The sequence below is a fragment of the Aestuariibius sp. HNIBRBA575 genome (genome assembly GCF_040932005.1).
Classification (GTDB): Bacteria; Pseudomonadota; Alphaproteobacteria; order Rhodobacterales; family Rhodobacteraceae; genus CANLNM01.
The window spans coordinates 1351146-1367199 of record NZ_CP162414.1 but is presented as its reverse complement, the minus strand read 5'-3'; the positions used below and the strand labels follow the sequence as shown (position 1 = coordinate 1367199).

The window sequence follows — 16054 nt, the reverse complement described above, 5'->3', positions numbered from 1 at the left end:
CAGTATGGGACCGCAATTATTTACTTAAATTCTATCAGGCGTACTGAATAAGAAAGTCTTTGAACTTTTCCGCCGACATAGGGCGCGCCAATGCGTAGCCCTGCAAATAATCACATCCCAGCGTTTGCATCGCTTTGATATGTTCAGGGGTTTCCAACCCTTCTGCGACCACTTGGATGCCGGATAATTTCGCAATCCTGATCAGATGGCGTAAAATTTTCATCTGAATATCGTCGTCTAAAACCGGGATAACCAGATTGCGGTCAATTTTGATACGTGTTGGCTTTACCCGCTGCATCGCCAAAATCGAGGCATGCCCGCTCCCAAAATCATCCAGTTCAATACCGATGTTCAAATCGCGAATTATCGCCAGATTTTGCGTCGCCACTTCATCAGTGTGGTCCAGAAACGCTGATTCAAGCAGCTCAAATGTCAGGCCACTGTCCCTGCCCACATTGTCCAGCAATTGCTGCGATAGAAATGTTTCAGACAGGCGTTCTTGTGAAACGTTTAGTGAAATTTCCAGCGGATCAATCCCAGCCTTTGACCAGCCCCGTTTGTCCGCCAGAACGCGATCCAGAATACATTCGTCTATCCGGGCCGTAATCCCAACCTCATTGGACAATGGGATAAACCGGTCAGGCGTCAAAATTCCTGCATCCGGGCAATCCCAACGCGCCAACGCTTCGGCGCCGGCAAATGTCAGATCGTGGGCATGGAATTTCGGCTGATAATAACAAATAATTTCTTTTGCTGAAATTGCGTCCAGCAGGCGCTGATGTTCCAAATGTCGGGTCGCAGCATTACTCTGCATGGTCGTGTCGTAAACTTGGTAACAAGATCGGCCCGCATTTTTCGCTTCATAAAGGGCCATATCCGCCTGCGCAAAAATCCGCGATCCCGGATCATGAGTGCGATCCGATATTGCGATCCCGACGGATAGACCAATACTACAGGCATGCCCTTCAAAATTGATAGGTTTGCGAAACGTTCGCAGCATTTCTTCTGCAAATCCAATCAGTTCCTGCAGATCGAAGGCATTTTCAACAAAAACTGAAAATTCATCCCCGCCCACGCGACACACCAGACCGCGATCCCCTATAATCTGACGCAGATCGCGGGCAACACTGACCAAGACAGCATCCCCGGCCCCATGCCCCAATGAATCATTAATTTCTTTGAAATGATCCAGATCCAGTAGCAAAACAGCGTATCGCGCATCGTCAGGTTTTGAACTGAAATACGCATCCGCAAGTTCATCCAAAAACCGTCTATTGGCCAATCCGGTTAAGGCGTCATGCTTTGAATCATGTTCCAATTTCTTGCGTGCAGCTTCCAATTCTTCGGAACGCCGGTAATCATCGGTGACATCCATGTTGATGCCAATGAGACGGCTTTCGCCCACATCCGGGTGATGCAGACGGGACATGCTGCGAATAAAACGCACTTCGCCATCCTGTCGCACAATCCGAAAATCGCGTTTGAAATCTTTCTGCTCTCTCAGACACTCATCCGAATAATCGACTGTGACTTGATAATCGTCCGGGTGCAGATAGGTTTCCCACAGGTCCCCGTTTCTCAACGATTGACCATCGGTTACCCCATATAAATCCATCATAGTTTGGTCCCAATGGACTTTGTTTTCAGTGGCGTTATATTCCCAGATCCCCATGCCCGACGCTTCGATTGCCAGCTGAAATTTCCCCGCAAGCCGCGACAGGTTTTCCTCAATCGATTTGATTTCAGAAATGTCAGTATCCGTCCCCACCAACCGCGTTGGCAGGCCATTGTTATCTGTCTCAGTTACGCTGCCACGACATAATATCCAAACCCAATGGCCTGCTTTATGGCGCTGGCGATACTGAATATTCAGGGTTTGAACTTCACCTCGAATTTGCTTGTCTATTTCTTCGGACAACGCTGTGCGGTCATCGTCATGCACATCTTCGAGCCAATCCCGCCCCTCTTCTTCGATCGGGTCATCCGGGCCCAGCCCTCGCATACGTCGCCAGATGTCGGATACATGTAGCTTGCCAGTGATTGCATCAAAGTCCCAAACGCCCTGATCGCAACGTTCCAGAAAAAACCTCATGTTCTGGTCGTCTTTGTCAAAACTGGCCTGAGACTGACACAAAAAGGCCGTCACACCTGCTGCCACCGGCATGGGTTTTACCGTTAAACCTGCATCAGACCCACCGGTGAAACTGCCCCCCGAAAACGGTATGTCAGCATCATGACCCGGGCTATAATTTAGAATGAAATCGGCACATTGTTCCCGAAAAGGTGGCTTAAGAAAATCAAAAACGGATCGCCCCAGCATCTCAGATTTTTCGCCGCTGAACATCTGACACATCAGAACATTTATTTCGGCAATACGCCCTGCCCTATCCAAAATCATTGCAGGCACATCAAGCAGTGCAACAACGTTGCGCTCATGCGAGGTCAGTTCTTGCGAAAACTGATCATAGCGATGATCGTTTGACGTCATTTCCCCTCCTATCCGAGCTACAAACCAACATTGGACGTCTTATACCAGACTCTCTTTCGATTTGGTTATTTTAACAATCATGACAAATTTGGCGCTTTGGGGTCGGATGTTAAGGATCCAAAGATGCAACCAAACTGCACCAAGCCGCCCCCATCTCAAATTACCACAGTTTTAATGAAAATTCCAATTTTTGACCTGCCTCATTTAATCCACCGCAAATGTCGGCGTTTACTGAATTTAATTGAATTCTCACCTATGAATTACAAAGACGCCACCATTTGAGGTGCGAGCCGACATACGGGACGGAATATTTGGCAACGTTCGTGAATGCAGTTCGATCAAAGTTGTCACAAGCGCTTGGGTTTGATGAAATCGCGCTTGAATCATTGCCCTTGGATGCTGGCAATCGCTTGCGAAAATCACAAATTCGCGGTGCCATCGAACAGATGCGGGTCTTTGTGGTTGGCAACACATGCTTTGCACCGGTGCTGGCATTTCAGGCCTGGGGCTTGGGCCTTAACGGGGTTGTCATTGTTTGGACGTCGCTGATGCTGGCCTTTTCCTGGTGGCTGTTTTTCACATGGCGGATCAGTTATCGCACGGATGGACGCAGCGCCGATATGTGCCAATTCGTCAAAGAAACAAAGCTAAATGCATCGCTCTGGTGCTTTGGTATGGTGTTGTTTTACCCTTTTGTCGCGGGGGATGCCAAAACGGTTCTGACATGTGTCATGATCGGTAGTCTTGCGCTGGGAACAGTTGGGTTTTCTCACGCGCCCAAGGCAGCGCTTTGGTATTTGGCCATCCATGCTGTCACGCTCAGCTTGGTCCCATTCACCTTTGGCATTCTCAATCAAACCTCAATTGACTTTCTGTTAGGTTCCTTGGCCTTGGTCGCCTCGGCTGGCATTTTTAACACCGTTTTAGAGCGGGCAAAGGCGCAAATGCGTGCCTTTCAGGTCCAAGAAGATTTGATGCATAAAACCGAAGTCGTTGACCTGATGCTCAAGGATTACGAAGAGCAAGGGACCGCGTGGATTTGGGAAACCGATGTTGCGGGAAACATCGTGAATTGCCCACGAAAAATCCTTGATCTGTTGAACCTTGATGAAACGAAAATGGCCCGAACCGGACTTTTGGAGGCGCTGAAAAACTCGGTAGAACCGGATGGCCAGCCAGAAGTGATCAAACTGGGCACGGCATTTGATGAAAAGGTTGATTTGCACAATGTGACATTGCCTTTGCGGATGTCTGCGGACGGCACAATTCGGTGGATCGTGATGAAGGGTCGCCCGCAATATCAAAATGGCAACTTTTCCGGCTTTCGGGGCTTTTTTGCAGATGCAACCGCAACGGTCGAAGCGAAAAAACACGTCGAATTTCTAGCCAAACATGACCCGCTGACCGGGGCCTATAACAGAAATTTTGTTCAAACCGTCCTGTCTGAACTTGATCCTGCTCATGACAGGGCCTTGATATTTCTAATTGATTTAGATGGGTTTAAAAATGTTAACGACGGCTATGGGCACACGGCGGGTGATAAGCTGTTGCAAATCGTCACCAATCGGTTGCTCGGTGTGGTTGAAGATCAGGCTGTGGTTGCGCGGTTGGGTGGGGATGAGTTCCTTGTGTTTTGCAAACTTCACCCTTCGGAAATGCACTTTGCCCATCATCAAATGGGGACCCAATTGCTGGATTGCTTGTCAGAACCGTTTTTGGTCAATCATCTTGAAATCAGCCTGACCGGATCGGTTGGTATCGCGAAATTTCCACAGGATACAAACCAGGGCGCGACGCTGCTTAATCACGCTGACCTTGCGCTTTATGCAGCCAAACGTGGCGGACGCAACAAATGTGTGACCTTTATTCCGGCGATGATGGATGGTGTGCAGAACCGGATCAACGTAACCGAAAAACTACGCAAAGCCGTCCAGACCGGGTGTATTGAACCTTACTATCAACCCCAGTTTTGCACAAAATCCAGTCAGATCATCGGCGCAGAAGCGCTGGCTAGGTGGAACGATGATGACCTTGGTTTTGTAGCCCCCGACCTGTTTATCGCAATCGCAGAAGAAACCGGTCTGATCCACGATCTTGGCGAACAATTGCTGCGCCGCGCCTGCCTTGATGCGCTGCGATGGCCGCCACGCCCTGATGGCACTCCGCTTATGCTGGCCATGAACCTATCCCCGATTGAGGTTCGGCGCGGCAATGTTGCGGATAAAATCAAACGCATCCTAACTGAAACCGGATTCCCACCGTCTCGTCTTGAAATTGAGATCACCGAAGGCGTGTTGATTGATGATGTCCCTGCGACCCGTTTCTTGCTCGAAGAACTGTCCGAAGCAGGGATTGTGATTTCTCTGGATGACTTTGGAACCGGATATTCATCTCTGAGCTATGTCCGTGCTTTGCCGCTTAACCGGTTAAAAATCGACCAATCCTTTGTGTTTGAAATCGAAGACCCCGAAGCGCAATCCATTGTGTCCACCATCATCAATCTCTGTGATCGCTTGGGCCTAGAAGTGATCGCAGAAGGGGTGGAAACGCAAAATGCCGTCAACATTCTAAATGGTCTGGGCTGTGACGTGCTTCAGGGATATTTCTTTTCGCGGCCCCTCCCTGCTAATGCGTTCCGAGAGCTGATCCTCGAAGGAATTCGCTTTGATTTCCATCAGGACATGGTCAGATCAAAACGGGTTGGCCCTTACATAGGTTGAAAAAAGAATCGGACCTTGTGTCAGCGACCGTGCAAAACCATCAACGCGACTTGCAGTAAAAAATTGCGAATTACAGGTGATTTTTCTGATTTGTGGTGCGGGTGAAGGGACTCGAACCCCCACGCCTCGCGGCGCCAGAACCTAAATCTGGTGCGTCTACCAATTCCGCCACACCCGCATTGCCGGTTGATTAGCAAAGGTTGAAACCAGATGCGAGGCGAAAATGACTCACTTTGTTAACGATTTAGTAAGATTTCTAGAAAACGGCATGACGAAGTCGCTTTCTTGCCATTATCGTTAAAGAAAACTGAGGCAGTTAACCAAAGGGCGGCAAACGCTATGGGCAATATGAGATTAGGACACGCTGCAGGCGTGGAAAATGTTACACTGGTCACGGTTGGTCAGGATGTTCGCGGATTGATGGCTGGCACATCGGTCATGACAATGCGCGGCGAAGTCTGGGTGGAAAACCTCGTCGTCGGGGATAAGATTATCACCCGTGACGCGGGCATGGTACAACTCGAAGCGATCAAATCCCAAGATGTTAAAATCACCCCGATTTTGATCATGGCCGGTTCGCTGGGCAATACCCGCCCGGACAAAGATATGGCCGTAGCCCCGGATACACGCATTCACATTCGCGATTGGCGGGCCAAAGCGATCTTTGGCGCGGATCAGGCCACCGTTCCGGCACATCGGCTGGTGGATGGTGAATTTATCCGCACGGGCGATGCGCAGACAATGAAGTGTTACGAACTGAAACTCGACATGCCCCATATCATCTACGCAGATGGGCTTGAGGTTGCGACGCTTTAGTCGTCGCCAGTCCTAACGTTCCAGGTGCCGAAAAACCTGCGGTAACATGTCTGGCAAATCTTCGGCGATCAGCCCCGGACCAAATTGGCGGGCGCATTCCACATGCAGCCACGCCCCGGTTTCTGCAGCCTTGCTGGGGGAAAACCCCCGCGCCATTAATCCGGTGATAAACCCCGCCAACACATCCCCAGATCCGGCCGTCGCTAACCAAGGCGCGGCGCGTTTGTAGGTCGCGGCGTTGATCACGCAGCGCCCCTCTGGGTCGACGATCACCGTGTCCGCGCCTTTGAACAACACCACACAGCCCGCGCGTTTCGCGGCGGCACGGGTGGCGTCGACCTTGGAAAAGGCCGGGCCTGAAATGGCAGATTGGTTCAATTGGTCCGCAATATCAGGAAACAGTCGCGCAAATTCGCCCGCATGGGGTGTTAACACGCACTTATCGTGTAACAGATCAAACAGGTCGGCGTTTTGAGCCACCAACGTCAGCGCATCTGCATCCAGCACAAGCGCGCGCCCACTGCGCAACGCCGTCGCAATCAGATCCTTCCGATCTGCGGTTAATCCCAGCCCCGGCCCCAAACTCACCGCGTTTATCCGTGTGTCCTGTAACAAGGTTGCCAACGCTTTGGCATCTGCGATTTCCCGCGTCATGATCGCGTCCAACCGCGCGGCGTTTTCTGCCATGGCGCCCGCATCACATCCCAACGTGACCAGCCCAGCCCCGATCCGCAATGCGCCCCGCGACGCCAATCGCGCAGCGCCGCCCTGCCCTGCTGGACCCGCGATCACAACGGCATGCCCGTGGGAAAACTTGTGACATTCAGCGCGTTTCATCAACGCTTGGCGATTTGGGCATGCCAAATGAACGATGTCCGGGTCCGGTTGTTTGGTCAGGCCGATATCAACGACATGCAATTGGCCACATCCCAGCGCCCCATCGGACAAATAATGCCCCCGCTTTGCCGTATGAAAGGTCACCGTTAAATGCGCAGCGATACGCCTGTCCAACGGATGGCTCAGATCATCCCCAAGATACCGCCCAGAATCCGCACACAGACCGCTTGGAATATCCACCGACACGACGACGGGCATGGCATCGGTTGCGCATCCAGCACGCCAAGTGTTTAGCGTTTTCTGCACCCGCCCCAATTCAACAAAAGGCCGCGACAGCCCGGTGCCAAACAACGCATCGATTGCCAGCGCTGGGTGCGGATTTCGGTCTGCATACCCATCGAATGTGCCGTCTGTCAGTGGGGCAACATCGCCGATTGCGCACCACGCATCATAATTCAATCGCGCATCCGACGGCAGATTTTCGGGATCCCCAAACAGATAGACATCCACCCGCCAACCCAGCCCATGCAGCAACCGCGCGATCACAAACCCGTCGCCGCCATTATTGCCCGGGCCACATAAAACAACGGCGCGCCCTTTGGCGTTTAAAAGGTCTGGCCAGTGCGCAGAAATGGCATCAACCACCCCCTGCCCGGCGCGTTCCATCAATTCGGCCCCGGTGACAGCGCCACTTTTGATGGCATCTGCCTCGATCCTACGCATTTGCGCAGATGTTAAGACTTGGGAAAGGAAATCGGTCATCAATCGCACTTTCAGAGATTCAAAACTGCACACTTCGCGTGCAAACTGCACAAAAATTAAGCACAACACCTAAATACAAAAATGCCGCGGGGCCTGTCTGACCTTAGGCAATTGTGACCCCCAACGGGAAGTGGTCTTTGCCAGATAACGTAGATTTCAAGGGAGTCGTGCACGATGAAAAAAGTCGAAGCCATTATTAAACCCTTTAAACTCGACGAAGTGAAAGAAGCCCTTCAGGACGTTGGCGTTCAGGGTCTTTCCGTTGTTGAGGTCAAAGGGTTCGGGCGTCAAAAAGGCCATACCGAATTGTACCGTGGCGCGGAATACGTCGTCGATTTCCTGCCCAAGGTAAAGATCGAAGTCGTTCTGGCCGATGATCAGTTGGATGCCGCGATTGACGCGATCATCAACGCCGCCAAAACCGACAAAATCGGCGATGGCAAAATCTTTGTTTCCGATGTGTCGCAAGCCATTCGGATCCGCACCGGAGAAGATGGTGACGACGCGCTCTAGGCGCTGATTTGCCTGACCAACCTATTCAATCTGACAAATGAGGATATGCAGATGAGCAATGCTGATCTAGTCAAGAAGATCAAAGACGAAGGTATCGAATATGTCGATATCCGTTTTACCGACCCCCGCGGCAAACTTCAGCACGTCACCGTCATCGCTGACGAAGTTGACGAAGATTTCCTGGATGATGGCTTTATGTTTGATGGCTCTTCCATCGCGGGCTGGAAATCCATTGATCAATCCGACATGAAATTGATGCCAGATGTCAAATCGGCCTATCTGGACCCGTTTTATGCAGAAAAAACCATCTGTATTCACTGTTCCATCGTCGAACCAGACACCGGCGAAGCCTATGAGCGTGACCCACGCGGCACCGCCGAAAAAGCCGAAGCGTATCTGATCGCATCCGGCATCGGTGACACCGCCTATATGGGCCCAGAAGCTGAGTTTTTCCTGTTCGACGACGTGCGCTATAGCGTTGAAATGAACAAAGTGTCCTACCAAGTTGACGCGCTGGACGCGTCCTGGAATTCTGACACCGAATACGAAATGGGCAATACAGGCCACCGTCCCGGCATCAAGGGCGGCTATTTCCCTGTGAACCCAATCGACGACGCTCAGGACATCCGTTCTGAAATGCTGTCGACCATGAAACGCATGGGCATGAAAGTTGACAAACACCACCACGAAGTGGCGTCCTGTCAGCACGAGCTGGGCCTGATTTTCGGCACATTGACGCACCAAGCGGATGAGCTGCAGAAATACAAATACGTTGTGCACAACGTTGCCCAAGCTTACGGCAAATCCGCCACCTTTATGCCCAAGCCGATTTCCGGTGATAACGGCACAGGCATGCACGTGAACATGTCCATCTGGAAAGAGGGCAAGCCCCTGTTTGCAGGCGACAAATATGCGGATCTGTCCCAAGAAGCTCTGTACTTCATCGGCGGCATCCTGAAGCACGCAAAAACACTGAACGCGTTCACAAACCCATCGACAAACAGCTACAAACGTTTGATCCCCGGTTTTGAAGCCCCCGTTCTGCGCGCCTATTCCGCATCCAACCGGTCCGGTTGCGTTCGTATTCCATGGGCAGAATCCCCCAAGGCAAAACGCGTCGAAGCCCGTTTCCCTGATCCAGCAGCCAACCCATACCTGTGCTTTGCGGCCCTGTTGATGGCTGGTCTTGACGGTATCAAAAACAAAATCGATCCCGGCCCCTCCTCTGACAAAGATCTGTACGATCTGCCCCCAGAAGAGCTGGCTGAAATTCCAACCGTTTGCGCGTCTTTGCGTGAATCTCTGGAAGCGCTGGAATCCGATCACGACTTCTTGCTGGCCGGTGACGTGTTCACCAAATCCCAGATCGACGGCTATTTGGAACTGAAATGGGACGAAGTGTATGCCTATGAGCACACACCACACCCTGTTGAATTCAAAATGTACTACAGCTGCTAATTCAGCGCAGTTGCGACAAAAATTGGGCAGTCCGGGTTTCTGGGCTGCCTTTTCTTATGTCAGAACACTTGGTATCAATTCCCAACAAGTGATTGATATTTAAAGGTGCGATATGCGTTTCAAGACATCCGGTTTTGCCATTCTTTTGTCTGCTGGTGTGTTGTTGGGATGTAATCCCCAATCTGTACAAGAGGCCCAAGCCAACGCGATTGCCAGCCAAACGCAGTTTTTGATCACTGAAATGACCCCGCCTCTTAACGCCTGCATCACCTATTTGCAGGGTGGCGATGATGCGACACCTTTCTTGGCCGCGGGGCTGGAACCCACTTCTTTTGGCTTCAAACGCAGCCGCAGCCTGACGTCCTCGATCCAAGTTCGTACAGAAACGAACAAATGCATTATCACAGCCACACAGATCGCCTTTGCCAATGCTGCGCCTGATTATTTGATCGAAGCGTTGCACGCGCGTGGCTATTCTTATGCCGGGTCAAATGGGCATGCACAGCTCTTTCGCAATGCAGATCGCCAAATTGCAATCGGTTTAACGGGGCAAGCCGCAGGTTCGACCAGCAGTCAAACGCTGACTTTGACGATCATGCCGACGCATTTGGTTAATTTCTGACCGAATAAGACGTGCTTTGGGGGCGTAGGTCATTGTTAACAAATGTGCAGGCACTTGCCGCTTTACCTTAGGTCAACCGCCATATTTGCACAGGTCAGCCCCGTCAATAAACCCAATTTTATTGGGAAATAACGCCATTTCAGCACGTTAATTATGGTTAATAAATAGTTAACAACGGCCCCGATTGTTTCCAAATTCTGCCCCAATTGCCCGGCAAAATCATGGTTAACAATCTTGGAGGCTGTGATGAGCAACACCCCTGCCAGTACGATTGCTGTTTTGTGTTACAAAGACCCACAGCAGGTGGATTTCCGATCCATAGTGGGCGCCCTGAAAACATCTTTGGACGGCGGTCCCCTTGGGGCATGCGCCGTGCGATCTGACTATTCCGATTTCGTGACCTTCGAACTCGAAGATACACGGATATGTCTGGCCCATTGCGACCTGAAAACCGGCGGAACCCCGTCGCATTCAGATCACGATGACCCCCAACTCTTTGCCAGTTCGCTGGTTTTATCGGTGGGGTCCCACCCTGCCCCTTGGAATGACGGCCTGCCAATCAAGGCGCGCCAATCCCTATGTGAGGGTCTGTTGGATTGCATCGAAGACGTGCATCCGGGCGATCATTTCTTTTGGGTTGAGGTCCAAGACGCCTTTGATGCGGATCTGTATGATCTGATTTTGGAACAGATTTGGCCCAGTCTGGCCATGGGGGCTGATGTTCCCGCTGAAATCCCAGATCATCGCACCCCGCCCGAAACGCTACTGCCCGCATTAGAAGAGCGGTTGGATGAAGAATTGCGCCGCAAAGACGCCACCCGGTCGAATGACCCCGTGGCCGAGCCGGTGAGCCAAACCTGCCCACCGCCTCAATCAGAGGCAAATTTGCACGAGGCCCGCAAGGCGCAATCCCAGCATCTGGCACGGGTGCAGTCCATGTTAACCCCGCCCCCAAATGTGCCGACCTGTCCCATCACCGGTGGACCACAGGCCAGTTCGATCCCACATCGCGTCACCCAATTTTCCAGAGACGCGACAACACTGGCGATGTCATTGCCCGTGGGAATGGCCGCAATGTCATATATGACTTTGGAACGGGATCATCTGCCTTATGCGGCGCGCGCTGTGGCAATCACCGGATCAGCAATTGGTGTTGGTCAATCGGGCGTCGTCCCGACCTTGATGAATATTTTCCTTTAGGGTCAACACCCTAAAGGTTCGCCATCATGCTTCGACGACAAGGGTGTGAATGGCAAATAACACGGCCTGCGACTTTGGCAATCGCAGGACGGTTTGACGTTCGCTGCGCCAATACTTTGCATCAGGGCTGCCTGTTTCGCGTGGGTCATCCTCGCGTCGGGGCTGATATAATGACGGATCATCATATCGCAGCAGATTGGCCCGCCAAATAGGGCGGCCCGGTTGAATGCCATCAAACAAACGCTGCACGCGGGTTGCAATTTCTGCGTTATATTCCGGCACTGGGACGTGGATCACGCTCAGCGGGCGACCGATTTTTTGCGCCAAGGTCCAGCTCGCTGGGAAACACAGCAACGCCGCGGTTAACACATGTTCACCGCCCCGTTTTTGCAACAAGCACAGATCCTCTTGGATCAATTGCGACGCGGTGCGTAACGGCTCGGTCCAATCCAACGCCACCCATGCCCCATCAGGACGGCGCACGCGATCTGCGCCGATCTGATATGCAGAATCCAACTGCGCCAAAATGATTTCCAACAGCTCAATTTGGGCGTCTTCGGACCCGGGCAAGCTGTGCAACACATCCTCTTTGTGTTGGGCGATCAACTGCGATTTCAACGCCAGCTGCGCGTCAAACGCATCATCGCGTCGCAGCCACGCGCCCGTGACGGGGCGCATTTGCGGGATCGGGTTCAGGGCTGCCTCTCGGCGGGATAATGGCAGGATGGATTGTAAAATCGGGGATGGCATCAGGCACCGCATTCATAGATCTCGCCACAAAACGGTAAATTCGACGGCGCGACAAGCCCGCAACCGCGCGTGTTTTCAGATTTGCGGTTTGTTCACACTTTCTGGGTTTTGCTCACGGCTGCGTGCCTTCGTGTTTCAGTCCCTTGCGCCGCACCGTGTCGCGCCCCATCCTGTTGGTTCACACTCAGCGCCGACACCACGCCCCAAAGGAGATCAACATGCCAACCGAACGGTTTACATTTTTAGGCCATTCCGGACACAAATTGGCCGCGCGTTTGGACATGCCGGACGGGCCTCATTTGGCGACAGCCTTGTTTGCACATTGTTTCACCTGCGGCAAAGACATCCCCGCAGCCCGGCGGATTTCGGCACGACTGGCGGCGATGGGCATCGCTGTTTTACGGTTTGATTTCACAGGCTTGGGCCATTCCGAGGGTGAGTTTGAAAACACGCATTTCAACTCAAATGTTGCGGATTTAACCGCCGCATGTAACGCTTTGACCAGCCGTGGCATGGCACCGACCATGCTGATCGGACATTCGCTTGGTGGGGCTGCGGTCCTAAAGGCAGCCGCGCAAATGCCCCAAATCAAGGCCGTCGCGACGCTGGGTGCGCCGTTTGATCCCGCCCATGTCACCCATAATTTCGCCAGTGAACTGCCCAAAATTGCGGAAAATGGCGTATCCGAAGTGAATTTAGGCGGGCGGCCCTTTCGGATCAATCAGGACTTTGTTCAGGATGTCATTACAGAGGATTTGCGCCCAGCCATCGCCAATCTAAAAGCCGCGCTGATGGTGCTGCATGGCCCCCACGACACTATTGTTGGCATTGAAAACGCCAGCGACATTTTTGCGGCCGCCAAACATCCCAAAAGCTTTGTCACGCTTGATGATGCCGACCATTTGATCACTCGGTTAGAGGATGCAGAATACGCCGCAGATGTGATTGCCGCCTGGAGCAGGCGATATCTGGATCTAACGCCCCCGGCCCCCCCACCGGGCGTGCCCGAAGGCGTGTTGCGTGTCACCGAAGCCGATTCAGACGGTTTTCTACAAGATATTCAATCCGGCCCCGGTCATCACGCCTTGGCGGATGAGCCGTTGGCCTATGGCGGCACAAACCGTGGCATGTCGCCCTATGGTTTTGTCTCGGCCGGGCTTGGCGCATGTACGTCGATGACCATCCGCATGTATGCCCGCCGCAAAGGCTGGCCATTGCGTGGGATCAGCGTAGATGTCAGCCATAACAAGGTGCACGCCCAAGACGCGCAGCCGGGTTCAGACGCCAAAGTTGATCAATTTCACAGGGTCATTCATTTATCGGGTGATCTAACGGATGAACAGCGCGCTAAATTGCTGGAAATCGCAGATAAATGCCCGGTTCATAGGACATTGGAACGCTCAAATATTGTGAAAACCCAACTGGCCGAAATCTGATTATTATCCGCTCAATCAATAAATAAAGGTCAGCCCATTGCAGGGGCTGGTATCAGTTTTTCAATCTCTTTTGCAGCTTGGGTAAGCAGCTCTAGATCCGCATCACACCAGCGTCGGGATCGTTTTTGCACGGCAGAAACACATCCCACAGCCCGTCCGGCCGCATCCCGGATCGGGACGCCAATATAGGCTAACACCCCCAATTCATTGATGGATTTATTATCCACCAACAAGGGATGCGTTAGCGCATCTTCGACCACCAATGGGAAATTCATCATCTGAACATGCCGGCAAATTGAGTAATCAAACGTCAGAGTGTTTCCGGATTCAAGCGGCAAGTCTAACCCGGCAGAGGAACAAATGTGGTGCAGAGAGTCATCCAAGTAAGATATCATCGCGATATCCGACAATAACTCGGTTTTGACTCGTTCAGCAATATTCGCCAATTTATTCGTGTCAATACTCAGCACGAAAAGACTCCCTAATTAATTCGCGCAGCCTAATTCAACCTAAAGTTAATACAAAGTAATTTTTTCGACTTCCAAAGTAACCATATCAAAAGTCACCAATATTTGTCAAAGTCACATGGCAAGGTATCGCCCTTTTCCCTTAAAAATATGGCGTTTGAGCCATGTGTTCGACTTTAATTTTTGATCGCATCGGTTAAAATAATTATTTATATCCGCACCCAAAGTTTAATGTGGATGGTGAAATTCATTTAATAAAGGTCAAATAGTTCCCGTGCAAATCACGAATTAATGAGACTCAGAATTTCAAAAACAACCGACCTCTTGGTGAATGTAACATGACAACCAGCACAATGGAGACAAGTGAAATGTGACCTATTCCCATCGCAAAGTACGAAACACATGAATTATAACAACGCGTTACAACCTATCGATCATTTTCACAAAAATGAAATTCACCTAATAATTGCAAACCCTGAGTTGCCAAACCCAAGATCACCGGAAGGGGGACCCACCTATCCTGTGTATTGCAGCTGCACGATCCACCAATCCTACGGATCACAACAATCTGGTATTTTTCACCGTTGTCCCCCCTCTAGCCCTTGAGACCTTGGCCCCTGCCTTTTATGACGCTGTTAAATCTGCTGCCCCCATAAAAAGGTTCTGCCCATGATCCCACGTTATTCCCGTCCCGATATGGTTGCCATCTGGTCACCAGAATCCAAGTTCAAGATCTGGTACGAAATCGAAGCACATGCCTGTGATGCGATGGCCGATCTGGGTGTGATCCCCCGTGAAAACGCCGATGCGGTCTGGAAAGCCAAAGATGTGGAATTCGACGTGGCGCGCATCGATGAAATCGAAGCCGAAACCAAACACGATGTCATCGCGTTCCTGACCCATCTGGCCGAACATGTCGGCAGCGAAGAGGCGCGCTTTGTGCATCAGGGGATGACATCGTCGGATGTGTTGGACACCTGTTTCAATGTCCAGCTGGTTAAAGCCGCGGATATCCTGATCAAAGACATGGACGGATTGCTTGCCGCCCTAAAACGCCGCGCTTTGGAACATAAAAACACCATTCGCATCGGGCGCAGCCACGGCATCCACGCGGAGCCCACAACAATGGGTCTGACATTTGCGCGTTTTTACGCGGAAATGGATCGCAACCTTGCCCGTCTGGAAACGGCCCGCGCAGAAATCGCGACCGGTGCCATTTCCGGGGCGGTTGGCACATTTGCCAATATCGACCCCGCGGTTGAGGAACATGTTTGCGCCAAACTGGGCCTGAGCCCCGAACCGATTTCCACCCAAGTAATTCCACGGGATCGTCATGCGGCGTTTTTTGCCGCTTTGGGCGTGGTAGGTTCGTCGGTTGAAAACATCGCCACCGAAATTCGCCACATGCAGCGCACAGAAGTGTTGGAAGCGGCTGAATTTTTCTCAATGGGTCAGAAAGGGTCATCCGCGATGCCCCACAAGAAAAACCCAGTGCTGACCGAAAACCTGACCGGTCTGGCGCGCTTGGTGCGTATGGCGGTGGTGCCCGCGATGGAAAACGTCGCCCTGTGGCACGAACGCGATATTTCGCATTCCTCGGTCGAACGTAACATCGGCCCAGACACGACAATCACGCTGGATTTTGCACTGGCGCGTTTGACATCGGTGATCGACAAATTGCTGGTTTATCCTGAAAACATGCTGGCCAACATGAACAAATTCCCCGGATTGGTGATGTCACAACGTGTGTTGCTGGCCCTGACCCAAGCGGGCGTGAACCGCGAAGACGCCTATCGTATGGTGCAGCGCAACGCATTGAAAGTTTGGGAAACAGGCTGTGATTTCAAAGGTGAATTGCTGGCCGACGAAGCGGTTGTCAAAGCTTTGGGTGTGGATGAGATCGAAGAGAAATTTGACCTCGGCTATCACACCAAACATGTTGATACGATTTTCAAACGGGTGTTTGGCGAAAGCTAAACCCAGAT

At 51.9% G+C, this 16054-nt stretch carries 12 protein-coding genes and 1 tRNA gene; 8 read left to right on the top strand and 5 right to left on the bottom strand.

What is annotated here, in order from left to right:
• Positions 1-34: 34 nt before the first annotated feature.
• On the bottom strand, positions 35-2488 hold the full coding sequence (locus AB1F12_RS06895) for an EAL domain-containing protein (RefSeq protein WP_368187609.1): 2454 nt from the start codon (positions 2486-2488) through the stop codon (positions 35-37).
• 323 nt (positions 2489-2811) lie between these two features.
• Between AB1F12_RS06895 and AB1F12_RS06890 the strand changes: the two genes are divergently transcribed.
• Complete coding sequence (locus AB1F12_RS06890) at positions 2812-5208, top strand: putative bifunctional diguanylate cyclase/phosphodiesterase (protein ID WP_368187607.1); 2397 nt, start codon at positions 2812-2814, stop codon at positions 5206-5208.
• A 93-nt stretch (positions 5209-5301) separates the two neighbouring features.
• On the opposite strand, the gene AB1F12_RS06885 is transcribed toward AB1F12_RS06890, so the two are convergent.
• Positions 5302-5386 (bottom strand) — tRNA-Leu (locus AB1F12_RS06885).
• Positions 5387-5580: 194 nt separating this feature from the next.
• On the opposite strand from AB1F12_RS06885, the gene AB1F12_RS06880 reads away from it, so the two are divergent.
• Positions 5581-6024 carry a Hint domain-containing protein gene (locus tag AB1F12_RS06880; protein ID WP_368187605.1) on the top strand — a complete coding sequence of 148 codons (444 nt, stop codon included), beginning with the start codon at positions 5581-5583 and terminating at the stop codon, positions 6022-6024.
• 12 nt (positions 6025-6036) lie between these two features.
• On the opposite strand, the gene AB1F12_RS06875 is transcribed toward AB1F12_RS06880, so the two are convergent.
• Positions 6037-7623 (bottom strand): NAD(P)H-hydrate dehydratase, encoded by a 1587-nt coding sequence (locus tag AB1F12_RS06875; protein WP_368187604.1) that lies wholly within the window; start codon positions 7621-7623, stop codon positions 6037-6039.
• Positions 7624-7797: 174 nt separating this feature from the next.
• Between AB1F12_RS06875 and AB1F12_RS06870 the strand changes: the two genes are divergently transcribed.
• From AB1F12_RS06870 to AB1F12_RS06855, 4 genes are all read left to right on the top strand, one after another.
• Complete coding sequence (locus tag AB1F12_RS06870) at positions 7798-8136, top strand: P-II family nitrogen regulator (RefSeq protein ID WP_368187602.1); 339 nt, start codon at positions 7798-7800, stop codon at positions 8134-8136.
• Between the two features lie 51 nt (positions 8137-8187).
• Positions 8188-9594: a type I glutamate--ammonia ligase gene (glnA, locus tag AB1F12_RS06865; RefSeq protein WP_368187601.1), complete on the top strand. Its 1407-nt coding sequence runs from the start codon at positions 8188-8190 to the stop codon at positions 9592-9594.
• A 112-nt stretch (positions 9595-9706) separates the two neighbouring features.
• Complete coding sequence (locus AB1F12_RS06860; RefSeq protein ID WP_368187598.1) at positions 9707-10216, top strand: hypothetical protein; 510 nt, start codon at positions 9707-9709, stop codon at positions 10214-10216.
• Positions 10217-10462: 246 nt separating this feature from the next.
• Positions 10463-11416 carry a hypothetical protein gene (locus tag AB1F12_RS06855; RefSeq protein ID WP_368187596.1) on the top strand — a complete coding sequence of 318 codons (954 nt, stop codon included), beginning with the start codon at positions 10463-10465 and terminating at the stop codon, positions 11414-11416.
• A 24-nt stretch (positions 11417-11440) separates the two neighbouring features.
• On the opposite strand, the gene AB1F12_RS06850 is transcribed toward AB1F12_RS06855, so the two are convergent.
• The gene (locus AB1F12_RS06850; protein ID WP_368187593.1) at positions 11441-12166 is read right to left on the bottom strand and encodes a DUF3445 domain-containing protein; all 726 of its coding nucleotides are present in this window, start codon (positions 12164-12166) and stop codon (positions 11441-11443) included.
• Between the two features lie 218 nt (positions 12167-12384).
• Between AB1F12_RS06850 and AB1F12_RS06845 the strand changes: the two genes are divergently transcribed.
• Complete coding sequence (locus tag AB1F12_RS06845; RefSeq protein WP_368187590.1) at positions 12385-13602, top strand: alpha/beta fold hydrolase; 1218 nt, start codon at positions 12385-12387, stop codon at positions 13600-13602.
• Positions 13603-13631: 29 nt separating this feature from the next.
• Here the strand turns inward: AB1F12_RS06845 and AB1F12_RS06840 are convergent, their stop codons facing one another.
• Positions 13632-13997, bottom strand: a complete 366-nt coding sequence (locus tag AB1F12_RS06840) for a GAF domain-containing protein (RefSeq protein WP_368187587.1) — start codon at positions 13995-13997, stop codon at positions 13632-13634.
• Positions 13998-14738: 741 nt separating this feature from the next.
• Between AB1F12_RS06840 and purB the strand changes: the two genes are divergently transcribed.
• A complete protein-coding gene (gene purB, locus AB1F12_RS06835) occupies positions 14739-16046 on the top strand; it encodes an adenylosuccinate lyase (protein ID WP_368187585.1) in 1308 nt (435 codons plus the stop codon).
• Positions 16047-16054: the final 8 nt, after the last annotated feature.

Coding starts and splice junctions, on each gene's coding strand:
- AB1F12_RS06895 (WP_368187609.1), bottom strand. CDS start 2,488: ATGACGTCAAACGATCATCGCTATGATCAGTTTTCGCAAGAACTGACC.
- AB1F12_RS06875 (WP_368187604.1), bottom strand. CDS start 7,623: ATGACCGATTTCCTTTCCCAAGTCTTAACATCTGCGCAAATGCGTAGG.
- AB1F12_RS06870 (WP_368187602.1), top strand. CDS start 7,798: ATGAAAAAAGTCGAAGCCATTATTAAACCCTTTAAACTCGACGAAGTG.
- glnA (WP_368187601.1), top strand. CDS start 8,188: ATGAGCAATGCTGATCTAGTCAAGAAGATCAAAGACGAAGGTATCGAA.
- AB1F12_RS06860 (WP_368187598.1), top strand. CDS start 9,707: ATGCGTTTCAAGACATCCGGTTTTGCCATTCTTTTGTCTGCTGGTGTG.
- AB1F12_RS06855 (WP_368187596.1), top strand. CDS start 10,463: ATGAGCAACACCCCTGCCAGTACGATTGCTGTTTTGTGTTACAAAGAC.
- AB1F12_RS06850 (WP_368187593.1), bottom strand. CDS start 12,166: ATGCCATCCCCGATTTTACAATCCATCCTGCCATTATCCCGCCGAGAG.
- AB1F12_RS06845 (WP_368187590.1), top strand. CDS start 12,385: ATGCCAACCGAACGGTTTACATTTTTAGGCCATTCCGGACACAAATTG.
- AB1F12_RS06840 (WP_368187587.1), bottom strand. CDS start 13,997: ATGATATCTTACTTGGATGACTCTCTGCACCACATTTGTTCCTCTGCC.
- purB (WP_368187585.1), top strand. CDS start 14,739: ATGATCCCACGTTATTCCCGTCCCGATATGGTTGCCATCTGGTCACCA.